This window comes from Halomonas sp. QHL1 (genome assembly GCF_001882345.1).
Lineage (GTDB): Bacteria > Pseudomonadota > Gammaproteobacteria > Pseudomonadales > Halomonadaceae > Vreelandella.
In genome coordinates, this window is the sequence record NZ_MINL01000001.1 from 2,932,342 (window position 1) to 2,951,692 (window position 19,351).

The following is a 19,351-nucleotide window of genomic DNA, read 5'->3' on the forward strand; positions in this document are numbered from 1 at the left end:
CGCCTAGGATGAAGGAACGTTAGAAGAGGGTGGGGAATTGAGTCCGCGTTTGCGCGATTGAGCCTGAATGGCGTGCCAACGGCTTTCAAAGGTAGCGTCAATTTCACCCTGGGCACTGGTTACCCGACAGCCGCCACGGGCAAGCTGGTCATCCGGCTGCAACTTCCAGTTGGCGGCCCTGAGCTCATTGCCCAAGTGCTCCTCTACTAGAGCGTGATCATCGGGGTTGAGCCAAAGGCGCTGCTGGCCAACCAGGGGAGGCTCGGTGTGTAGCAGTTCGCGGACGATGGCCAAGATTTCTTCAGGTGCCTCCTGTAGGGCATCACTAGCCAGCTGTTTGCCAGTGGCTAGTGCTAACTCGACCAAGTCGTAGGCGATGGTGTCATCAAGGCGTTCAAGCGCATCCGAAAACTGTTTGCCAAGGGTTTCCAGCGGTGCAACCGTCTTGCGGATTTGTGCTTCTAACTCAGTTTTTGCCTGTACAGCAGCTTCCTCTAAACCCTTTTCAAGCCCCTCTTGGCGGCCCTGTTCAAAACCAGCCTCATAGCCCTCTTTTTCGGCTTGTTGGCGAATACGCTCATAAAGTGCTTGGCGTTCACTCTCTTCACGCTGGCGTGCCAGCTCGGCAGCTTTTTGTGCCGCCTGAACTTTGCGCTGGTGAGCCGTGGGGACCTCGCCATCTGACGCCTGGCTGCTCTGGGTGGTTGCCAACTCATCCATTTGCCAGCGACGCCAATCGCCATGGCGATCAAATTTAGGCGAGTGAGTATTAGACATACTCGTCGTCTCCACCTGCCAAGACGATTTCACCTGAATCAGCTAAACGCCGTACGACCTGCAGGATAGCTTTCTGCTCGGTTTCAACTTGAGAGACGCGGATAGGGCCACGGGCTTCCATATCTTCACGAACTAAATCGGCAGCGCGCTGCGACATATTGCGCAGGAACTTGTCCACCAGAGCGTCCTGAGCCCCTTTAAGGGCCACCACCAGCGAGTTGGTTTCGACTTCTTGCAACACCATCTGAATAGCGCGGTTGTCGAGGTCAAGCAGATTCTCGAACAAGAACATTTCGTCGATAATCTTCTGGGCCAAATCTTCGCTATGAGCACGCACAGTCTCGATAGCGGTCTCCTCTTGGGAGGAGTTCATTAAATTGAGAATCTCGGCAGCCGTTCTTACGCCGCCCATTTTGCTGCGCTTGAGGTTCTGACCGTCCAGCATGCTGGTGAGTACTTCGGTCAGTTCCTGTAATGCGGCGGGCTGAACGCCGCTAAAGGTAGCGATACGAAGTACCACATCATTGCGCAGTTTTTCTTCAAATAGTTCGAGGATGTCGGACGCTTGATGACGATCCAGGTGAACGAGAATCGTGGCAATAATTTGCGGATGCTCGTCGCGAATGAGTTCGGCAACCATGGTGGCTTCCATGAGGTTGAGTGCGTCGATGCCCGAATTATTCCCCGTTGTTTCGAGAATATCTTCAATTAGGCTAGTTGCGCGCTCGCTGCCCAGTGCTTTGGTTAACACCGAGCGGATGTGATCGCTGGAGTTAAGGTTGAGCGCTACAAACTCTTCGGTCTCCTTATGGAACGCTTCGAGCACCGCTTTCATGTCGTCATGGGAGACCTGGTTCAGCCGGGCCATCTCCATACTAATTTCTTGCACTTCATTGGCACCAAGGTATTTAAAAACCTCTGCGGCACTGTCTTCATCGAGTGCAAGCAATAAGACGGCGCTCTTGCGGGCACCGCTCATCTCAGCAATTGAACTACTCATTAGCATTCATCCAGCTACGAATGATCATCGCGACCATGCGGGGGTCTTCCTGAGCCATTTCACGCAGGTCATTGAGGTTATGCTCGTAGAGTGAGGTTTTACGCCGACGCTTCGGCTTGGCGTAGGTCTCATCGCTCTCTTCAGGCGCTTCACTCTCTTCGTCATCATCGCCACCGACGCTAGCCGCTAGCGTGCTGCCAGGCGCAGCCGTTGCCATAACCGGTGTTTGGGTATAACGCTTAATTAAGGGGCGCAAAATCAGCAGATAAAGCAATAGAATCGCCAACGCAACCAGTAGGTAGCGACCCACTGTGGCAGCCATTGAAAGAATATAAGGATCTTTCCACCACTCGACCTCGGCGGTTTCCTCTGTACTGCGCGCGAAGGGAGAATTGACGACTTCAACTTCATCGCCGCGAAGTTGCGAGAAGCCCATTGCTTGACGAACCAGGCGCTCAATTTGTGCCACCTCATTGTCCGTTAGGGCAACATCGACCCATTCACCTTCGTCGTTCATTTCCGAGCGAAAGTTCACGACCACCGCAGCGGAAAGCCGCTCTATCTGGCCGAGACGGTGCTGGACATGCTCAATACTGCGATCGACTTCATAGTTGATTACGTCGTCTTGACGCAGGTTGCGCAACGCTTCCGGCGGCACGTCTTCTTCTTGCGGATCGTCACCTTCTTCCTCGCCTTCCGGCTGGTTGATAGGGGAGGGTATGGTGCCCGGCGGGGTATTGCTTAGTGCACCAGGAATTCCTGTGGCCAATGGGTCTTCACCATCAAATGCAAGGCTAAGCTGGCGGCTACGCACGGCTGCTTCGTTGGGCGGTTGATTTGGCCCGTAGCGTTCAGATGTTTGCTCGCGCCGCGAGAAATCGATCTGCGCAGCAACCTGGGCGCGCACGTTATCGCGTCCCAAAATAGGCGTTAGAATGTGTTCAATGCGCTGTTGGTAAGAGCGCTCAACCTCGGCAATGTACTCAAGCTGCGAACCATCCAGGTCGTTTCCATTGCTTGTCTCAGCAGACAGTAATCGACCATCCTGATTAACCACGGTGACATCTTCAGCGGCAAGCTCTGGGACGCTACCCGAGACCATGTGGACGATCGCGCTGACCTGGCCTTCACCCAAAACGCGGCCAGGTAACAGGGTTAGCACAACGGATGCTTTAGCTGGCTCACGATCACGAATAAATACCGATGGTTTGGCCATGGAGAGATGAACCCTCACGCCTTCCACCGGCCCCAGCGATTCAATTGAGCGCGCAAGTTCGCCTTCCAAGCCCCGTTGGTAGTTAATCTGCTCAGCAAACTGGCTGATCCCAAACGCCTGGCTATCCATTAACTCCAGGCCAAGGTTGCCGCCTCGTGGAAGGCCTTGCTCTGCGAGTTGCAGGCGCAGTGTGTGGACCTGGGTGCTAGGCACCATTAACGCCTGGCCACCTTCGCTGAACTGATAAGGGATTCCGCGGGCATCAAGTTCATTGATGATGCTGCCACCATCAGCTTCGCTAAGGTTGCTGTAAAGCACTCGGTACTCAGGACTGCTCGCCCACATAAAGAGAGCTGCGACAATAGCAATTGAGGCGGCACCAGCGATAAGCAGTGCGACTAGTGGATTGCCACGCAACTGCTTCAGCGTTCGCTCGAAAGCCGAATCGCTAGCTGTACGTTCGGCATTTCCACTGCCTGAGCTTCCACTAGAGGGAGCGGCTTGATTCGTACTGTTTTGACGGCCTGCCGTCGCACCAGTTTCGCTCATGCGACCCTCCAAAGGGGCAGGCAAAACTGGTGGCGGCCCAGGCGCATCACCAAAGAAGGCATAGGCTATATCCGTCAATCGCGGTTATCCGCCTAAAAGATGAGGCGGAATTGTGATGACGGCCATTATCCGGTGGCTAGTCGAGCCTAAAGGAAAGATAAGCTCCGCTTTTTATGCGCATTTGTCCGTATGAGGCGGATTGCTTTGGTGTTAGGCTTTTCGCATTAGATCTTTTTTGCGAATTGAGGTGAGCGTATGAGTACTCCCGCAATACAGGCTGCGCTACAGCAGATGCAAGGCATGGCGACCCAGGCGGCATCCACACAGCCGCTTAGTGGTGCTCAGGCGTCAGCAGCTGTCGGGCAAGGCGGTTTTGGTGGTGAGCTGCAGGCCTCTATTCAGCGTATTAACCGGCTTCAGCAGGCGGCTAACAGCCAAGCGATGGCTTTTCAGGCGGGTGACCCTAATTTACAGCTCAATGACGTGATGGTCGACATGCAGAAGTCTAGCGTTGCGTTTCAAATGGGGCTTCAGGTTCGCAACCGCTTGGTTTCTGCATATCGTGATGTTATGAACATGCAGGTATAGGCTTTCGACGCCAAGTTTTAGGCTTCAATAGAGATTATTCGTCCTTGCATTTCTTCTAGTCGCTCAGCAATGTCGAGTACTTCTTCTGCTGGGATCTGGCGTATTACCTCCCCAGACTCCTTATCGATGATCCGCGTAATCACGCGTGAGGTTTCTTCGCTTAACTCAAACTCTATGCCGCGTGGGCGCATTATTTCGTTAATGCGTTGAATGGGTTCAACGAGCTCGATGGCAGAGATTTCCCGCTCGGTGGAATCTACATTAAGCTGAGTGTTCGTTGTCGGTAGCTGGGCCAGTGTGTTTTCTAGCCGCTGACGTGGATTTAAGTTAGTGAGAGTTGAAGCTATCTGTGTAGTGGCTTCAGTGGGTAGTGAGCTCATGGGGCACGTTCCTTTTTCGAAGTCAGCTTTGGCAGCCAATTGTGATGCAGCAGCGTGGAACGGCGGCCATAGCTCGGTTTTTTGCATTTAAATAAACGTTTCTAAACTATTATCGGCAGGACGCTGAAAAACTTTACGCTTACCGGTCTAGCGCTCCGTTTGCTCACTATTGAGAGCGTCGACACTACCCCTCCCGCCTCTGTTTACTTTTCTGTAGCCATCTAATAAGCATGGGAATGATGCCTTTTTGCGCATACGCCCGGCTGTCGGCATCTGATATGCTTTCCCGCTTTGCGGTTAACTAATTAACGCATAAGAGTAAGTGAGGCGAGAATGGTGGCGCAGCAGGGTGAGTTTGAAACAATAGCAAGCACAACAGTGATCGAGTCTCTGCTGAATGCCTTGATCGAAACGGGCGGTGTATCGCTCTGCCTTGCCGCAGCTGGTGCTCGCCCAGAGCCCATTGTCTTGATGGAGCAGCACCTAGGGCAAACACTGGTGATGGATCTCTCATCAGTTGATTATTTACTTCACCATCTTCAGGGCGGCGCCGCTTTCTACTTGCGCGGTCAGGCGCAAGGCAAAGTGGTACAAACGCCATTGCTGCACCTGACGGAGACGCGTCATTCTGGAGGGCGCTTTCTGTGTTGCAGTGATTATCCGACATCGTTGGATGTGTTGCAGCGCCGTGAGTCCTTCCGCGCTAAGTTACGCATGGGGATGGTAGTGTCGGTAGGCTTGCAGGGTGGTGATGCCGAGATAGAAGGTGAGTTACGGGATTTGTCCCAAGACGGCTGCCAGCTTGAATTGCCGTTGGCGGCTAGCGGCCTGTTGGCAGAGGCCGCTAGCCCCCTGAAGCTAGCGTTTACCTTCCCCGATGGCACGTATTTTGAGGTGCTTGGAGAGGCTCGCCATCAAAAGACAGACGCTGAGCGCCATCTGCTGCGCGTCGGTTTTAACTTCGTGGAGTGTAGCTCAGAGCAAGAGCGGCAAATTTGGTATTTCGTGTGTGAAATAGAGCGCGAAGCGGCCCGCTATAAAAAAGAAGAGCAAAGCGAGCGTCAACCCTCTCCGCTGTTCGCGTTGCCAAACAAGCGACCTGGCGCCGGAGAGATGCTTGGGCGACGTGATGTCCAGCGCTATGCTACCCCTATGGCGCGTCGGTTGGTAAAAGTCGCCGCCTATCTGGATGCGCAGCTACTGTTGTTACAACAGGGTAGCGATATCGATGGGCGCCAGCTCTCGCGCTATGCTGATCGAATTCTGGATCTTCACGAAGAGGATCGTGAGGCATTGCTATTTGCTTCTCGCTGCTTATTTCCCGAGCCTTTAATAGTCCGCCACGGTATTGCAGTCGCCATTCATTTGCTCGATTTTGTGGGTGCCAGCATGCCTCGCGAGCTGCGCAAGGCGATAGTGGCCAGCGGTCTTGTCCATGACCTCGGTAAGGCGCTGGTTCCTCAGGTGTTATTCAAAGCGCCGCACTTTGAAGGGAGTCACCGAGAGGCGATCAGTGAGCATGTTCAATTGCTGCTTGATCGTTTGCATAGCTGCCAGTGGCTGTCGGCGGGTGTTGCTCAGGCGGTGATTGGGGGAATTAACGAGCGAATGGACGGTAGCGGTTATCCCGGCGGCCTAAGTGGGGCCGACCTTAGTGAATTGGCTAAAGCGAGCGCTGTAGTCGACGTCGTAGAGGCAATGCGGCGTGATCGTGCAGATCGTTCGGCTAAAACAGCGCAGCAAATTTATCGCCATTTATTGCAGCATCCACATCACTTCGATATGCGCTGGATTAAGCGCTACATCGATCATTTTAAGGGTCTGCCAGTTGGCTCGCTGGCGCGCTTTTCCAGTCAGCAACAGGGCTGGGTTTTACGCATTGATGCTAAAGGCAATCCTACGGAAGTGTTGCTTGCGCCCCAGGTTGAACCGCCTATGCGTGACAATGTGGGCGTGGTTGTGCGGGATAATATTACTGAGCGGCTTGGTCGAACCGTAGGTGAAATCGCGGTGTCTACCTGACAGGTGCGAACACAAGGCGTTAGTGAGTTATGAGCAGCTAGTTATTGTCATATGCAGCGCTAAAAAAGCGTTGTGAGTCGTTAAAGTCCCCTAAGCTCGCGCCGATAGATACTAGTAGTGCAGTACGTTGTTTGTTTTTGTCTTTTAATATTTGTGGTTTATCACTCTATAGGGTGAGCATAAAACCACGCACAGGAGTTCCGCTTATGACTTACTCTCGCGGTGGCGCCGCCTATGGGCGGGGAGCTAACGCTTATGCGCGTGTCGGCGTAGAAAGCGGAGTGATGTCTGCAGACCCTCATCAGCTAATTGTGATGTTGTTTGACGGCGCCCAGGCCGCTATTCGTGCTGCGCGCATTCATATTCAGGCGGGCAATACGGCCGAGAAAGGCAAGTCGATATCGAAAGCGCTGGATATTGTTAATAACGGCCTTGCCGCTGCTCTTGATCAAGAGAAAGGTGGTGAGATTGCCGAGCGCTTAGCATCGCTTTATGACTATATTTCGCGTCTGCTGTTGGCGGCGAATCTTCGTAACGATGAAGAGAGTTTAAATCAGGCCGAGCGCCTTCTCGAAGATATCGCTTCAGCCTGGCGTGATATTGGTCAACGGCAGAGCGCGTGAGGCAATAATGTCAGCATCTACATCTGCTCATGATAAAAGTGCTCAACAGTCGTTACTCAACAGCTATGAAACGCTACTGAGCCGCGTTGAGCATATGCACGAACTTGCTAATGCCGAGCAGTGGGCAGAGTTGATCGATCAGCGTACAAGCTATGTATTGCTGGTGGAACAACTGCGTGAGTTGGATATGACCGTATCGCTTGATACTGCTGCTCTAAAGCGCAAAGCCGAGCTGCTTGAGCGCATTCTTGAACATGATGTGGATATTCGACGTCGCTTAGTATCGCGCCGCGATGAGCTGGGTAAGCTAATTGAAGTGTCTCAACGTCAGCGAAACTTGCATCGCGCTTATGCGCCCCAGCAAGGCTCTGCGGTTGCCTATGAAACGGATGATGCTGATTCCTCGAGGTCTCCGTGAGCGGTATTACTCCGCTGATTGATACGCTCTTGCACCAGGTGCTAGGGCGGCAAGGGGAGTTGTCGCTGCAGCGGGCGCTTGATCAACCCGTAAAGCCCATTCCTCCAGGCCAAGGCCCGCGTGCAGTGATGGGCGATGCTAATTTGGATGGGCGAGCGTCACCGTTAAGCGATTTAAAGCGATTGCCACTTCCCGCCGATGGGGGGCGAACATTACCCCGCGGTGATTCACCACCATCTGCGCCAGGGTCAACGCAGACGCATTTTAGCCCTGCTGCAAGGACTATTGCGGACGTTCTGTTACGTTTCCCGGCTCCCCCCTCGGTGATGCGACCAGAAGCACCCCTGATCACCAGCCAAGAAATACCAGCGGCTAATACAGTAGCGACGCGCTTAGAAGCAAGTATTCGTGACAGTGGACTGTTTTATGAGTCGCATTTGAAACGTTGGTTCCAGGGCGAGGGCGCCCGTCAGCAGTTATTAAATGAACCACAAATGCAGGCTGGGCCACGTCCGTTAGCGCCCCTTTTGCCCACTGGTTTGGGTGCTTCACATACGCTGATGACGGGGTTGGCTCCATTGGCCACACCGGGGGGGCAACAAGGGGCGGGGCAGGGTGGTAAGTCTATCCTGCCCAACATACCGCTGATACCCGTGAACCATGAAAATGGAATGGCCCGTTCCAATGTTGCAACGACTGCTCCTAACTCGGGTTCGCCTGTTGCATCCCCTCCCGCTGCTACTCCCACCCAGAATGCGCCTGCTGCTATGGCAGGCGAAGGGCGTGAGATTAGCCAGGCAAGGGAAGTAGCCGAGCTGATGGCCAATCGTCCTGCTCGCGAAATCGTCCATGAAAGTTTGCAGAGTCTGGTGCGTCAACAACTTGAGATGTTGGTGATGCCGACTATCCGCTGGGAGGGTGATGTTTGGGCAGGAATTTTTATGGCCTTGGTAATCAACCTGCCTGCTCGCGAGGAGGGGAAAGAGGGTCAGCAGCAGGAGGGTGAGCCGGATGGCGGTTGGCGCTCTGATATGCAGCTTGATGTTCCCAGTTTGGGTTCGTTTAATGCGTCCCTGTGGCTCTATCGAAATGTGTTAAGTATCGATTTCACCACCGAAAGCACACAGGCTTATCAGCGCATTGATGCTGGATTGCCCGCCTTAGAGAAACGACTGAGCGCCTTGGACTTACATAAAGTGCAGCTTCGCGCACGCTATATCGAAGCGGAGGCTACGTATGGCAACGCCGGGTGAGCGTCGTCGCCAAGCCGTTGCTTTGGCTTATCAAGAGAATGACCGGGCGCCCCGAGTAGTGGCGAAAGGCTACGGCGACTTGGCCGAGCGGATTATGGCCGAAGCACATCGCCAGGGCATTTATGTGCACGACGCGCCAGAGCTGGTGGCGCTTTTAATGCAGCTAGATCTGGACGCAGAAATCCCTGCAGGCCTTTATCAAATCGTCGCAGAACTCCTGGTGTGGGTGTTCGAGCTTTCAGAAGAAGGGCTGAGTCATCGTACAATCCCCGAGTAGCCATTTACAGACGTTGTGTGTAACCATGATGAGAGGTAATAAAAAGTCATTAACGGCGCCAGTATAATGGTCACAACAACGCGCCTGAGTCGTTCAATGGGACATCATGAGTCAAACCAACTTTCTCGATGAAATTCAGGAAATAAATTTAGCTTATTTGCTTCTGGCGCAGCGCTTGCTCGATGAAGATCGTGAAGCTGCAATGTTTCGCTTAAAAATAGACAGCGATGTCGCCGAGCTAATTGTGTCACTCAATGCTCGTCAGCTGACCAAGCTGGCACGCACCAGCCAGTTGCTGTGTCGGTTTAGCCAGACTAGTGCAGAACGTTTGCGCCAGCTCACTGATAATCCTCGTGATCAGGGTTTGTCAGGGCTCCATGCGTCGCTGCTGCTGGCGAGTGAACCGTTTGAGCCAATGCCGTCGGGGGGAGTTAAGTGAGCCAGAAAAGCTTGGTCGATGAAATGCACCAAGTGCAGCTGGCCATCGAATTGATTGAGCTGGGTGCGCGGCTGCAGGTGCTGGAAACAGAAACGGAATTAAGCCGTACGCGTTTGATCAAGCTGTATAAAGAAGTGCGAGGAATGTCACCGCCAAAGGGAATGCTACCTTTTTCCACCGATTGGTTTATTACCTGGCTTCCCAATGTTCACTCGTCACTGTTTTACAACATTTATGTAAGCCTGAAGAAGGCGGCAGGTTGCGATCGAATTGATGCCTTCGTCAAAGCGTATCGGCTCTATGACGAGCAAATGTTTCTGGAAAAGGTGGAGCCGGTTCTTGGGCTTACACGCGCATGGACGCTGATACGGTTTTTCGAAAGTGATTTGCTGCAACTCAATCAGTGTACGCGTTGCAAAGGGCAGTTTGTGGCGCATGCGCATAGTCCCGCTCAGCACTACGTATGTGGCATATGTCAGCCACCTTCACGGGCGGGGAAAACGCGCAAAGCACAGCAGGAAAATAGTGAAAAAATGTAACAACCTAATTTCCCTTGCCACCTATCGCAAGAATTAGGGTATAAGACGTAGTGATGAGTGCTTAGTCATAAAATTTGAGTGTATCGAAGCAGATAGCCGCAAAAGTCAGCGATACTTTTTAATTAGACAACCGCTTAGCCCTAGTACTATGGGGCATCAATTTTGCTCGGGATGGAACATCTCTTAAACATCAGAACAGGTGGCTAAGTTTTGGTTCCCTTACATTAATACTGAATACCGCAAGGACTCTGCTTGTGCTGATACCTCTAGGCTATGTAATCGTATTGCTGTCTGTGTTTGGTGGCTATGTGCTGGCAGGTGGCAGCTTAGGTCCCCTGTACCAACCCCTTGAGCTGCTCATTATTGGCGGCGCGGGTGTTGGTGCGTTTATCGCAGCGAACAATGGCAAAGCGATTAAAGCGACATTTAAAATTCTGCCCCGGCTCAAGCGCGCAAAAAAATATAACAAAGCACTTTACATGGAACTAATGGCGCTGCAGTTCAAATTACTCTCCAAGATTCGTCGTGAGGGGATGTTAGGCATTGAGCGGGATATTGATAACCCGCAAGAAAGCCCCCTTTTTCAGGAGCACCCTACGGTACTTGCTGATCCGCATATCATGGATTTCCTAACGGACTATCTGCGCTTAATGGTAAGCGGCGGCATGGAGCCTATGGAAATCGATGAGCTGATGCTGCATGAGATTGAAGTCTTTGAGCAGGAGGCTCACGTGCCCATTGATGCCATCGCTAAGGTTGGCGATGCCATGCCTGCCTTCGGCATTGTGGCGGCGGTGATGGGGGTTGTTAAAACCCTGACCTATGCTGACGCATCACCGACCCAGATGGGCGAGATGATCGCTCACGCACTGGTAGGAACCTTTCTGGGTATTTTGCTGGGCTATGGTTTTGTCAGCCCGCTGGCAAGTTACATTGACCGCCAGGCTAAAGAAGCCGAAAAAATGCTCCAGTGTATTCGCATTACGCTGCTGGCAAGTTTGCACGGGTACGCTCCGCAGTTGGCCGTTGAGTTTGGCCGCAAGGCACTCTTTGCTGCCGAACGCCCGAGCTTTACGGAGCTTGAAGAGTACGTGAGGGATGCAAAAAAGGCCGGTAACGCATGAGTAAGGGTGGTGACAAGCGTCCGATCGTCATTCGGCGCAAAAAAGTCGTTCATGCCCATCACGGTGGTGCCTGGAAAATTGCCCTAGCGGATTTTATGACCGCTCTGATGGCTTTCTTTTTAGTGTTATGGATATTAAGCATTGCCAGTGAAGAAGAGCGGCAGGGCGTAGCGGAATATTTTAGCACCCCGCTTGTTACGGCCATCACCGGTGGGGACCGCTCTGGTAGCACCAGTGTGATTCCTGGGGGTGGGCCAGATCCCACTCATAGCGATGGCGAGCGGGCGCGCATTGATAGCCTTCAGCGCACTCGCCCAAGCATGCAGGAGCGAAACTTCTTCAGGAATTTGCAAGAACGTATTGAGCGAGCCATTGAGCAGGACCCAGAGCTGCGCCAGTTGCGTAGTCAAATGCGTTTTGACTTAACCCGTGAAGGGCTTCGAATACAGCTGCTGGATACCGATCAACGGCCTATGTTTGAGTTAGGTAGCGACCAAGTCGCTCCTTATATGCGTAGCCTCTTACGCACTATTGCACCGCTGCTAAACGAGCTTCCCAATGAGCTAAGTATCAGTGGGCATACCGATAGCGTCCCCTATGCGGGTGGCTATCGCGGCTACAGTAACTGGGAGCTTTCCAACGATCGCGCAAACGCATCGCGTCGAGAACTTGTTGCGGGGGGCTTTGACCCAGATCAGTTATTGCGCGTTTCGGGCTTTGCGGATCGCGTGCTACTGCCCGAGACTGAGCCAACCGATCCGATCAACCGACGCATAGAGTTGGTGGTGCTCTTCCCAGAGATTGCTGAAGCAATTCGCGATCCCGCCGTGATGGATTCGGGTGCTGCATCGCCGGAAGCTTCAATTGAGGCGCTAGAAGCTTCAACCGAAGCGCAAAATGAATCAACACAACAAGACGAGCCTCAGGTGCAAGTGCCAGAGTGACCTGAGCCTGTCATAGGCTTTCATAAAAGCGACGTTTAGGGTGGAGCGGTGAATGGATATAGCGGATTTTTTTGACACCTTTTTTGAAGAGGCTGAAGAGCTGCTGTCGGATATGGAGCAGCATTTATTGGAACTGGATGTTGACGATCCAGACAGTGAACAGCTCAATGCTATTTTCCGTGCCGCCCACTCGATCAAGGGGGGAGCGGGGACCTTTGGTTTTACCGTACTGCAGAAAACCACGCATATTTTGGAAAACCTCCTCGATTACGCACGTAAGGGCGAACTGACGCTGCGGGCCGATCTCGTGGATACCTTTTTAGAGGCTAAAGACATCATGCATGAGCAACTCGATGCCTACCGCAGCGAAGAGGAGCCAAATCAAGAGGCATTTGAGCGCATTTGCCAAACGCTGCAACAAATTGCCCTGGATGAAATCGGCGAAAAGCTAGATGGACCGGCTATTCCAGCTGCTGAGCCCAAGGCTTCGCCTGGTCAAAGCGAAAACGGTACAGAAGCAAAAAGTAGCGAAGAACAGACCGTGAACGGCCAGCTGTTAGTGGCGCTACTAAATGTTGAAGATAAAGACCGTATCTTACTGGTTGAAGAGTTAGAGCAGCTCGGCGAAGTGCAGTCCCAATCCGGCGACGCAAAGCGCTACGAGGTTATTCTCAAAAGCAGCGACAGCGCTGACGATATTGAAGCGGTCATGTGCTTTATTATCGAGCCTGATCAGATTGAGATTACGGCTGTCGAGGGCGTTGCTGTCGAGCCAGCCACCCCCGAGACCGAAGCTCCGCCGCCTGCTGCCCCGGCGCCGCAAGCTGCTGCAGAAAACACGGCCTCTAAGGTGAGCCCAGCAAAAGCCGCTGCTAAAGAGAAGCCCAAAAAAGCGGCCGCCGAGTCGTCGTCAATCCGCGTGTCTGTGGATAAAGTCGATCAAATTATCAACTTGGTGGGTGAGCTGATCATCACCCAGTCGATGCTCGATCAAACGGTTAGCGATTTAGAAGATCAGTCAGTTGGCAATAGCTCGCTGCAAAATGGCATGAGCTTGCTGCAGCGCAACGCCCGCGATCTCCAAGAAGCGGTCATGTCGATTCGAATGATTCCCATGGAGTTTGTATTCAGCCGCTTCCCTCGCGTGGTGCGCGACACCGCCGGTAAGCTGGGTAAAGAGATCGAGCTGATTACCGAAGGCAAGTCCACAGAGCTAGATAAAAGCTTGGTGGAACGGATTACCGATCCGTTAACGCACCTGGTGCGCAATAGCCTTGATCATGGCGTAGAGATGCCTGATGTACGCGAAGCCATTGGCAAACCGCGGACCGGTAAATTAACTCTATCGGCGCGCCATCAGGGCGGCAATATTTTGATTGAAGTGCGCGATGACGGTGCCGGTATGGATCGTGATCGTCTTCTTGCCAAAGCGCGTGAAAACGGCCTTAACGTGTCGGACACCATGTCCGACGAAGAGGTCTTCCAGCTCATTTTTGCTCCCGGTTTCTCGACCGCTAACGAAGTGACCGACGTATCTGGTCGTGGCGTGGGCATGGATGTGGTGAAGCGTAATATTCAGAGCATGGGCGGTCGCGTTGAAATCCAGTCGAAACTAGGCGAGGGCACCAACACCCGTATCGTATTACCGCTGACGCTGGCTATTTTGGACGGTATGTCGATTAAAGTCGGCGGTGAGACATTTATTCTTCCGCTTTCCACCGTGCTTGAGTCGCTACAGCCCTCAAAAGACGATATGTATGCCATGGCCGGTGACGACGTGGTGATCAAAGTGCGCGACGAGTATCTGCCCGTGATCGCTATTCACGAAGTGCTGAACGTCGAGAATGCGATTACCGACCCCACCAAAAGCATCGCTGTCATTGTGCAGGGCGAAGGTCGTCGCTATGCCATGTTGGTAGATGAGTTGATCGGACAGCAGCAGGTCGTGGTCAAGAATTTGGAAGACAATTACCGCAAAGTACCGGGGATCTCGGCCGCAACCATTTTGGGCGATGGTAGTGTTGCGTTGATTCTGGATATTACCGGTTTGCATCGCCTGAGCCGCTATAAAAAAGAGGCCGGCAAAAAAGTAGTAAACAATCAAAACCTTTCAATTTTTAAGGAGGCTGAGCCGTCATGAGTCAAGCCAACAGTGGTGCGGTATTAGCCGCAGAAGCCGAAAACCGCGAATTCCTAGTGTTCTCATTAGGTGATGAAGAGTACGCCATTGATATTTTGAAAGTGCAGGAGATCCGTGGTTACGAAAACGTAACACGCATTGCCAATGCACCTGATTTTATCAAAGGGGTCACCAATCTGCGCGGCGTCATTGTGCCGATCGTTGATCTACGCATTAAGTTTCATTTTGATAAAGTTGAATACGGTGGCCAGACGGTGGTGATCGTGGTCAATGTAGCAGATCGGGTGGTCGGTATCGTTGTGGATGGCGTTTCCGACGTGATGACATTAACCCCTGATCAGATTAAACCGGCTCCGGAATTCGGTGTCACGCTCTCGTCTGATTTCCTAAGTGGATTAGGCAGTCTAGACGACCGTATGTTGGTACTCGTAGATATCGATAAGTTGCTCACTAGCGACGAGATGGCGTTAGTGGAAAGTACCAGCAATCACTAAGGCTTAAATGCATGGCACAGGGAGTGTGCCAGATCCGTTTTACCTAATGATGCATTCTCGCGCTACGGAAAGTGCTGGCGAGTGCCGGTTGTGCGTGGAGAAAAGGGCGTGACACAGCGAATGCGGCAATTAATGAATAATATGACAGTGCGCTTAAGTTGGGGCTTAGTTTTAGCGACGCTTTCGGTACTTGTCTTGATTGCCAGTGGTATCGGCCTTTATGCCCTGCACCATGGCGCGGCGATTGTGCAGGCATCTGACGACGTGCAGACGCAGCAGGTCGCGTTTAGCGCTTTTGCCGCAACGGTTCGCTGGGCGCTGCTCGGCATTGTGGTAATGACCATTGCCACGGTTGTCGTGGTTGTCTGGGGGGTAACAGCCAATGTATTGCGCCCACTAGATCGTTTGGTGGGCCATTTTGAGCGCATGGCGCAGGGAGATTTAAGCCAGGCCATCACCTCGCCGGGTAATAATGAGATAGGGCGGCTTTATAGCGCCATGGCCCATATGCAGGGCTCTCTCTCCCAAACGGTAGGCACAGTGCGCACCAGCGGTACGTCGATTTATGAACGCTCGCAGCAAATTGCCAGTGGCAATAACGACCTCTCTTCGCGCACTGAGCAGCAAGCAACCTCGCTAGAAGAGACGGCTTCCAGCATGGAGCAATTAGCCTCCACGGTGGGCCATAACGCTGAAAATGCTCGCCAAGCCAGCCAACTGGCCGGGAGCGCGACCCTGACGGCACGTCGCAGCGGTGAAGAGGTGGGAGAAATCGTCAGCACCATGCAGGACATTAGCGCAAGTTCTCATCAAGTCGCTGATATTATTACTGTTATCGATAACATTGCGTTTCAGACCAATATTCTAGCGCTAAATGCCTCGGTGGAAGCGGCGCGTGCCGGCGAGCATGGTAGGGGGTTCGCCGTAGTGGCACAGGAAGTGCGCAGCTTAGCCAGCCGCAGTGCTGCTGCCGCCAAAGAGATTCGTACGCTGATTGACGCATCACTTAGCAAGGTGGATACCGGCACACAGCGCGTCAATCAAGCCGGTCAAACGATGCAAGACCTAGTCAGTGCTGTTCAACGCGTTAGCGATATTATGGATGATATCGCTGCCGCTTCTGAGCAGCAGAGTAGTGGCATAGGCCAAGTGAACCAGGCCGTGGCACAAATGGATCAGGTCGTGCAGCAAAATGCCCAGTTGGTTCAGCAGGCCGCGCGAAGTGCCAATGAACTTGAAAGCGAAGCGGCTCGCTTACGTGAGGCTGTGGAGCGTTTTCGTGTCACTGAGGCGCCCGGCCAGCGCACTCCGGCAGCACCGGCTCTTATGCCTTCGGCATCACCAAGCCTTCCCGCGCGGCACAAACAACCAGCGGAAGAAGCAGAGGAGTGGGCATCGTTTTAATTTGCTTGGTAGGGCAGGCAACTTTTTCTAAAAAATAAAACATTATAAAAAGGCAAACCATGCGTAATAACCAGCCAGTCTCTCAGCGTGAAATTGAGTTAAAAGAGGACGACTTCTTAGTCTCGCGTACCGATATCAAGGGGCGCATCACCTATGCCAACCCTGCGTTTATCGATATTAGCGGCTTTGAGCACGCAGAGCTGATAGGTGCGCCGCATAACCTGATACGTCACCCAGATATGCCGCCAGCAGCCTTTGAAAATCTCTGGCAAACCGTCAAGACGGGTGAGACGTGGCGCGGGCTGGTCAAAAATCGCTGCAAAAATGGCGACCACTACTGGGTCAACGCCAGTGTGACGCCGATTGTCGAAGATGGACAAGTAGTGGGCTATACCTCGGTGCGCGTGCAGGCAAGCCGCGAAGCCATTGCGCAGGCAGAGCAGGCGTACGCTGAAATACGTGAAGGCCGTAACAAACGTTACTACTTGGATAAAGGTCGATTACGCCAGAAAGGTGTGATCAAACGTTTGGCCCGAGTACGCCTCGATACTATTCGTGCCAAGTTGGTAGGCATGATTGTCGTGGCCGGACTGCTGCTGTTAATTAGCGGAGGGCTAGGCTTGTATGGCTTGAATGTTTCGGGCGAGCGCTTGGGACAACTGAATAATGATGGCCTGGGAGACGTTATTCGCCTGCAGCAAATCGATCAAACCATTGCCCAAACCCGCCAGGCGATGATTGAACCAGAGCGTATGGAGCTGATTGAGCAGCGTTTTGAGATGGGCGAAAGTATTCAGGAAAGCGCCGCATCGGTCGCCGCTGTATGGCAAGAGTACTACTCGCGGGAGGTCAATAAAACCGAACTTGCCGCCGAGTTTGATCAGGCGCTGCAGGTGTTCTTGCAAAATGGTATGAGCCAGGCGGCCAGCGTCCTGCAGGCGGAAGAGGCTTATCAAGCCTTTACCGGTCTAGATGCGGTGATCAGCGTGATGACCAACGAGGGCCGCGTCCTGTCAGGCATGGTGAATCAACTGATTGCCCAGAAGCAGCAGGCAGCTGAGGCCATGGCCGATGAAGCGCAGCAAGGTCAAACCACTATGCTGGGCGCGCAAGCAATAGTCCTTGGGGTTGGTTTACTGCTACTTATTTTGATCGGTGTGGTGACCTTGCGGGCGATTACTCGACCGTTAAAAAGTGCCGCAGGTTTTACGCTGCAAATTGCTGGCGGTAATTTGGCGGCTAAAGTGCCTGCCCTGCGACGCGATGAAGTGGGCCAGCTAATGGACTCGCTGAACACTATGCGCAAAAGCCTCAGCAGTATTATCGCCGACGTCAAAAACGGCATTGACGTGGTCACCCCGGCTGCCCAGGACATCGCCAGTGGGAACGAAGAGCTTTCCTCGCGTACTGAGCAGCAGGCGGCCTCATTGCAGCAAACCGCTTCCAGCATGGAAGAAATGACCGCGACCGTGCGGCAAAACAGCGATAACGCTCAAGAAGCCCGTCGCTTAGCCGATAACAATGCTATCCAGGTGACGAATACCGGCGAGTTGATGGCACAGTTGGTCGACAATATGCAGCGGATTACGCAAAGCTCCCAGCAGATGGCCGATATCATCAATGTGATTGATTCGATTGCGTTTCAGACCAACATTTTAGCGTTAAATGCATCGGTAGAAGCAGCGCGTGCGGGCGAACATGGGCGTGGTTTCGCCGTGGTGGCCGAAGAGGTGCGTAATCTGGCGGGTCGCAGCGCAGGCGCTGCTCAAGAAATTCGCGGCCTGATTGATGGCTCTAACCGTGAGGTTAACGCGGGGGCCAGTTTGGTGACTAAAGCCGAAGCCGCGATCAGTGAAGTCGCAGAAGCCGCGCGAAGCGTGACGCAAATTATGCACGAGATATCGGCCGCCTCCGAAGAGCAGAGCCATGGTATTGCCCAGGTTAACCAGGCAGTCGCAGAGATGGATCAAGGTACCCAGCGCAATGCCGTGCGAGTTCAAGAAACCGCACGTGCGGCGGTCTCCCTAGAGAAACAGGCGGGGCTATTGGCGCTATCGGTGGAAGCGTTCCGATTAAACAGTCAGGGGGCGCTACGTCCGCCAGCAGTGACAGTATCCAAGCACGCTGCCCAACTGCCTAGCACTGCGCCGTCGAATAATTCGCCCGTTAAACGGCAAACAGCCTCAGTAGAGGAGTGGGAAGAGTTTTGACCGAACAACGTGAACGGGTTGTAGACGCTGGTCAGTGGACATCGAGCAGTCAGATTGAACGCGATCTGGTACTGACGGATGCGGATTTTACGCGTATTCGCGAGCTGATTTATCAGCGCGCCGGCATTGTGCTGGCTGAGCATAAACGTGAAATGGTCTATAGCCGCTTAGCAAAGCGGCTACGCCACCATGGCATGACGCGCTTTACCGATTATTTGGTACGCCTGGAGCGCCAGCCAGAGGCCAAAGAGTGGGAGGCGTTTACCAATGCGCTGACCACCAATCTCACGGCCTTTTTTCGTGAAGCGCACCATTTTCCGCTGTTGGCTGAACACATAAAGAATAAGCAAGACCCGGTCACCATTTGGTGTTCGGCCGCCTCCACGGGGGAGGAGCCGTACTCGCTGGCAATGACATTGCTGGAAACGCTAGGCGCGAAAGCGTCGCAAGCCAAAGTGATCGCGACCGATATCGATACCGATGCGCTGGCCAGGGCTCGTGCTGGCGTTTATCCCTTGGAGCAGGTGCGCAAGATCGATGAGACGCGGGTAAAACGTTTTTTTCAAAAAGGTACCGGTAACCATGCGGGCTTTGCACGGATACGCCCAGAAGTCTCCGCACTAGTGGAGTTTTTGCCCCTAAACTTGCTGGCGCCCCAATGGCCAATTAAAGGCCCTTTTGATGCGGTGTTCTGCCGAAACATCATGATTTATTTTGATAAAGATACTCAATCAAAAATTCTTAAACGGTTTGCGCCACTGATGAAACCCGATGGCTTGTTGTTTGCAGGTCACTCAGAAAATTTCTCGTACATCAGTGATGCTTTCAAACTGCGTGGCCAGACTGTTTATAACCTGGCCAAAAAATGAATAATTATCGTGTCTTTCTGATCGCCTCAGGCGCTGTGGCTCCGGCGGTTGCAATCACACATCAGGCGTCTACAGCAATAGGAGG

Annotated in this window: 19 protein-coding genes; 15 read left to right on the forward strand and 4 right to left on the reverse strand. The window is 53.1% G+C overall.

The genetic code is table 11. The features are described from left to right. Positions 1 to 3: 3 nt before the first annotated feature. The 3 genes from QHL1GM_RS13435 to fliF are packed head-to-tail and all read right to left on the reverse strand — an operon-like array spanning position 4 to position 3,542. Positions 4 to 777: a flagellar assembly protein FliH gene (locus QHL1GM_RS13435; protein WP_071694937.1), complete on the reverse strand. Its 774-nt coding sequence runs from the start codon at positions 775 to 777 to the stop codon at positions 4 to 6. Continuing rightward, positions 770 to 1,777: a flagellar motor switch protein FliG gene (fliG, locus tag QHL1GM_RS13440; RefSeq protein ID WP_071694938.1), complete on the reverse strand. Its 1,008-nt coding sequence runs from the start codon at positions 1,775 to 1,777 to the stop codon at positions 770 to 772. Before fliG ends, QHL1GM_RS13435 begins: the two co-directional genes overlap by 8 nt. Next, positions 1,770 to 3,542 (reverse strand): flagellar basal-body MS-ring/collar protein FliF, encoded by a 1,773-nt coding sequence (fliF, locus tag QHL1GM_RS13445; RefSeq protein ID WP_071694939.1) that lies wholly within the window; start codon positions 3,540 to 3,542, stop codon positions 1,770 to 1,772. The genes fliG and fliF overlap by 8 nt, the downstream gene beginning before the upstream one ends. A 255-nt stretch (positions 3,543 to 3,797) precedes the next feature. Between fliF and fliE the strand changes: the two genes are divergently transcribed. After that, positions 3,798 to 4,130 (forward strand): flagellar hook-basal body complex protein FliE, encoded by a 333-nt coding sequence (gene fliE / locus QHL1GM_RS13450; protein ID WP_071694940.1) that lies wholly within the window; start codon positions 3,798 to 3,800, stop codon positions 4,128 to 4,130. Between the two features lie 17 nt (positions 4,131 to 4,147). Here the strand turns inward: fliE and QHL1GM_RS13455 are convergent, their stop codons facing one another. After that, a complete protein-coding gene (locus QHL1GM_RS13455; RefSeq protein WP_071694941.1) occupies positions 4,148 to 4,510 on the reverse strand; it encodes a flagellar protein FlaG in 363 nt (120 codons plus the stop codon). Positions 4,511 to 4,843: 333 nt separating this feature from the next. Between QHL1GM_RS13455 and QHL1GM_RS13460 the strand changes: the two genes are divergently transcribed. The 14 genes from QHL1GM_RS13460 (at position 4,844) to QHL1GM_RS13525 (ending at position 19,266) form a co-directional block, all read left to right on the forward strand. Beyond that, the gene (locus QHL1GM_RS13460; protein ID WP_071694942.1) at positions 4,844 to 6,532 is read left to right on the forward strand and encodes an HD domain-containing phosphohydrolase; all 1,689 of its coding nucleotides are present in this window, start codon (positions 4,844 to 4,846) and stop codon (positions 6,530 to 6,532) included. Between the two features lie 206 nt (positions 6,533 to 6,738). Continuing rightward, positions 6,739 to 7,155, forward strand: a complete 417-nt coding sequence (fliS, locus tag QHL1GM_RS13465) for a flagellar export chaperone FliS (protein ID WP_071694943.1) — start codon at positions 6,739 to 6,741, stop codon at positions 7,153 to 7,155. 7 nt (positions 7,156 to 7,162) lie between these two features. Next, complete coding sequence (fliT, locus tag QHL1GM_RS13470; protein ID WP_071694944.1) at positions 7,163 to 7,573, forward strand: flagellar protein FliT; 411 nt, start codon at positions 7,163 to 7,165, stop codon at positions 7,571 to 7,573. Continuing rightward, positions 7,570 to 8,826, forward strand: coding sequence for a flagellar hook-length control protein FliK (locus tag QHL1GM_RS13475; protein ID WP_071694945.1), 1,257 nt, complete (start codon positions 7,570 to 7,572; stop codon positions 8,824 to 8,826). The genes fliT and QHL1GM_RS13475 overlap by 4 nt, the downstream gene beginning before the upstream one ends. Further along, complete coding sequence (locus QHL1GM_RS13480; RefSeq protein ID WP_071694946.1) at positions 8,810 to 9,103, forward strand: EscU/YscU/HrcU family type III secretion system export apparatus switch protein; 294 nt, start codon at positions 8,810 to 8,812, stop codon at positions 9,101 to 9,103. The genes QHL1GM_RS13475 and QHL1GM_RS13480 overlap by 17 nt, the downstream gene beginning before the upstream one ends. Before the next feature lie 106 nt (positions 9,104 to 9,209). Further along, entirely contained in the window at positions 9,210 to 9,542 is a 333-nt protein-coding gene (gene flhD, locus QHL1GM_RS13485) for a flagellar transcriptional regulator FlhD (RefSeq protein ID WP_071694947.1), read from the forward strand. Next, entirely contained in the window at positions 9,539 to 10,081 is a 543-nt protein-coding gene (flhC, locus tag QHL1GM_RS13490; protein ID WP_071694948.1) for a flagellar transcriptional regulator FlhC, read from the forward strand. Before flhD ends, flhC begins: the two co-directional genes overlap by 4 nt. A gap of 254 nt (positions 10,082 to 10,335) precedes the next feature. Continuing rightward, a complete protein-coding gene (gene motA / locus QHL1GM_RS13495; RefSeq protein ID WP_071694949.1) occupies positions 10,336 to 11,205 on the forward strand; it encodes a flagellar motor stator protein MotA in 870 nt (289 codons plus the stop codon). After that, positions 11,202 to 12,149 carry a flagellar motor protein MotB gene (gene motB / locus QHL1GM_RS13500; RefSeq protein WP_071694950.1) on the forward strand — a complete coding sequence of 316 codons (948 nt, stop codon included), beginning with the start codon at positions 11,202 to 11,204 and terminating at the stop codon, positions 12,147 to 12,149. Before motA ends, motB begins: the two co-directional genes overlap by 4 nt. 52 nt (positions 12,150 to 12,201) lie before the next feature. Continuing rightward, positions 12,202 to 14,289 carry a chemotaxis protein CheA gene (cheA, locus tag QHL1GM_RS13505; RefSeq protein ID WP_071694951.1) on the forward strand — a complete coding sequence of 696 codons (2,088 nt, stop codon included), beginning with the start codon at positions 12,202 to 12,204 and terminating at the stop codon, positions 14,287 to 14,289. Further along, positions 14,286 to 14,783 carry a chemotaxis protein CheW gene (gene cheW, locus QHL1GM_RS13510; protein WP_071694952.1) on the forward strand — a complete coding sequence of 166 codons (498 nt, stop codon included), beginning with the start codon at positions 14,286 to 14,288 and terminating at the stop codon, positions 14,781 to 14,783. The genes cheA and cheW overlap by 4 nt, the downstream gene beginning before the upstream one ends. Before the next feature lie 132 nt (positions 14,784 to 14,915). Further along, on the forward strand, positions 14,916 to 16,187 hold the full coding sequence (locus QHL1GM_RS13515) for a methyl-accepting chemotaxis protein (protein ID WP_254795314.1): 1,272 nt from the start codon (positions 14,916 to 14,918) through the stop codon (positions 16,185 to 16,187). A 59-nt stretch (positions 16,188 to 16,246) separates the two neighbouring features. After that, complete coding sequence (locus QHL1GM_RS13520; RefSeq protein ID WP_071694954.1) at positions 16,247 to 18,397, forward strand: PAS domain-containing methyl-accepting chemotaxis protein; 2,151 nt, start codon at positions 16,247 to 16,249, stop codon at positions 18,395 to 18,397. Beyond that, positions 18,394 to 19,266 carry a CheR family methyltransferase gene (locus QHL1GM_RS13525; RefSeq protein WP_071694955.1) on the forward strand — a complete coding sequence of 291 codons (873 nt, stop codon included), beginning with the start codon at positions 18,394 to 18,396 and terminating at the stop codon, positions 19,264 to 19,266. The genes QHL1GM_RS13520 and QHL1GM_RS13525 overlap by 4 nt, the downstream gene beginning before the upstream one ends. The last annotated feature ends 85 nt before the right edge of the window (positions 19,267 to 19,351 follow it).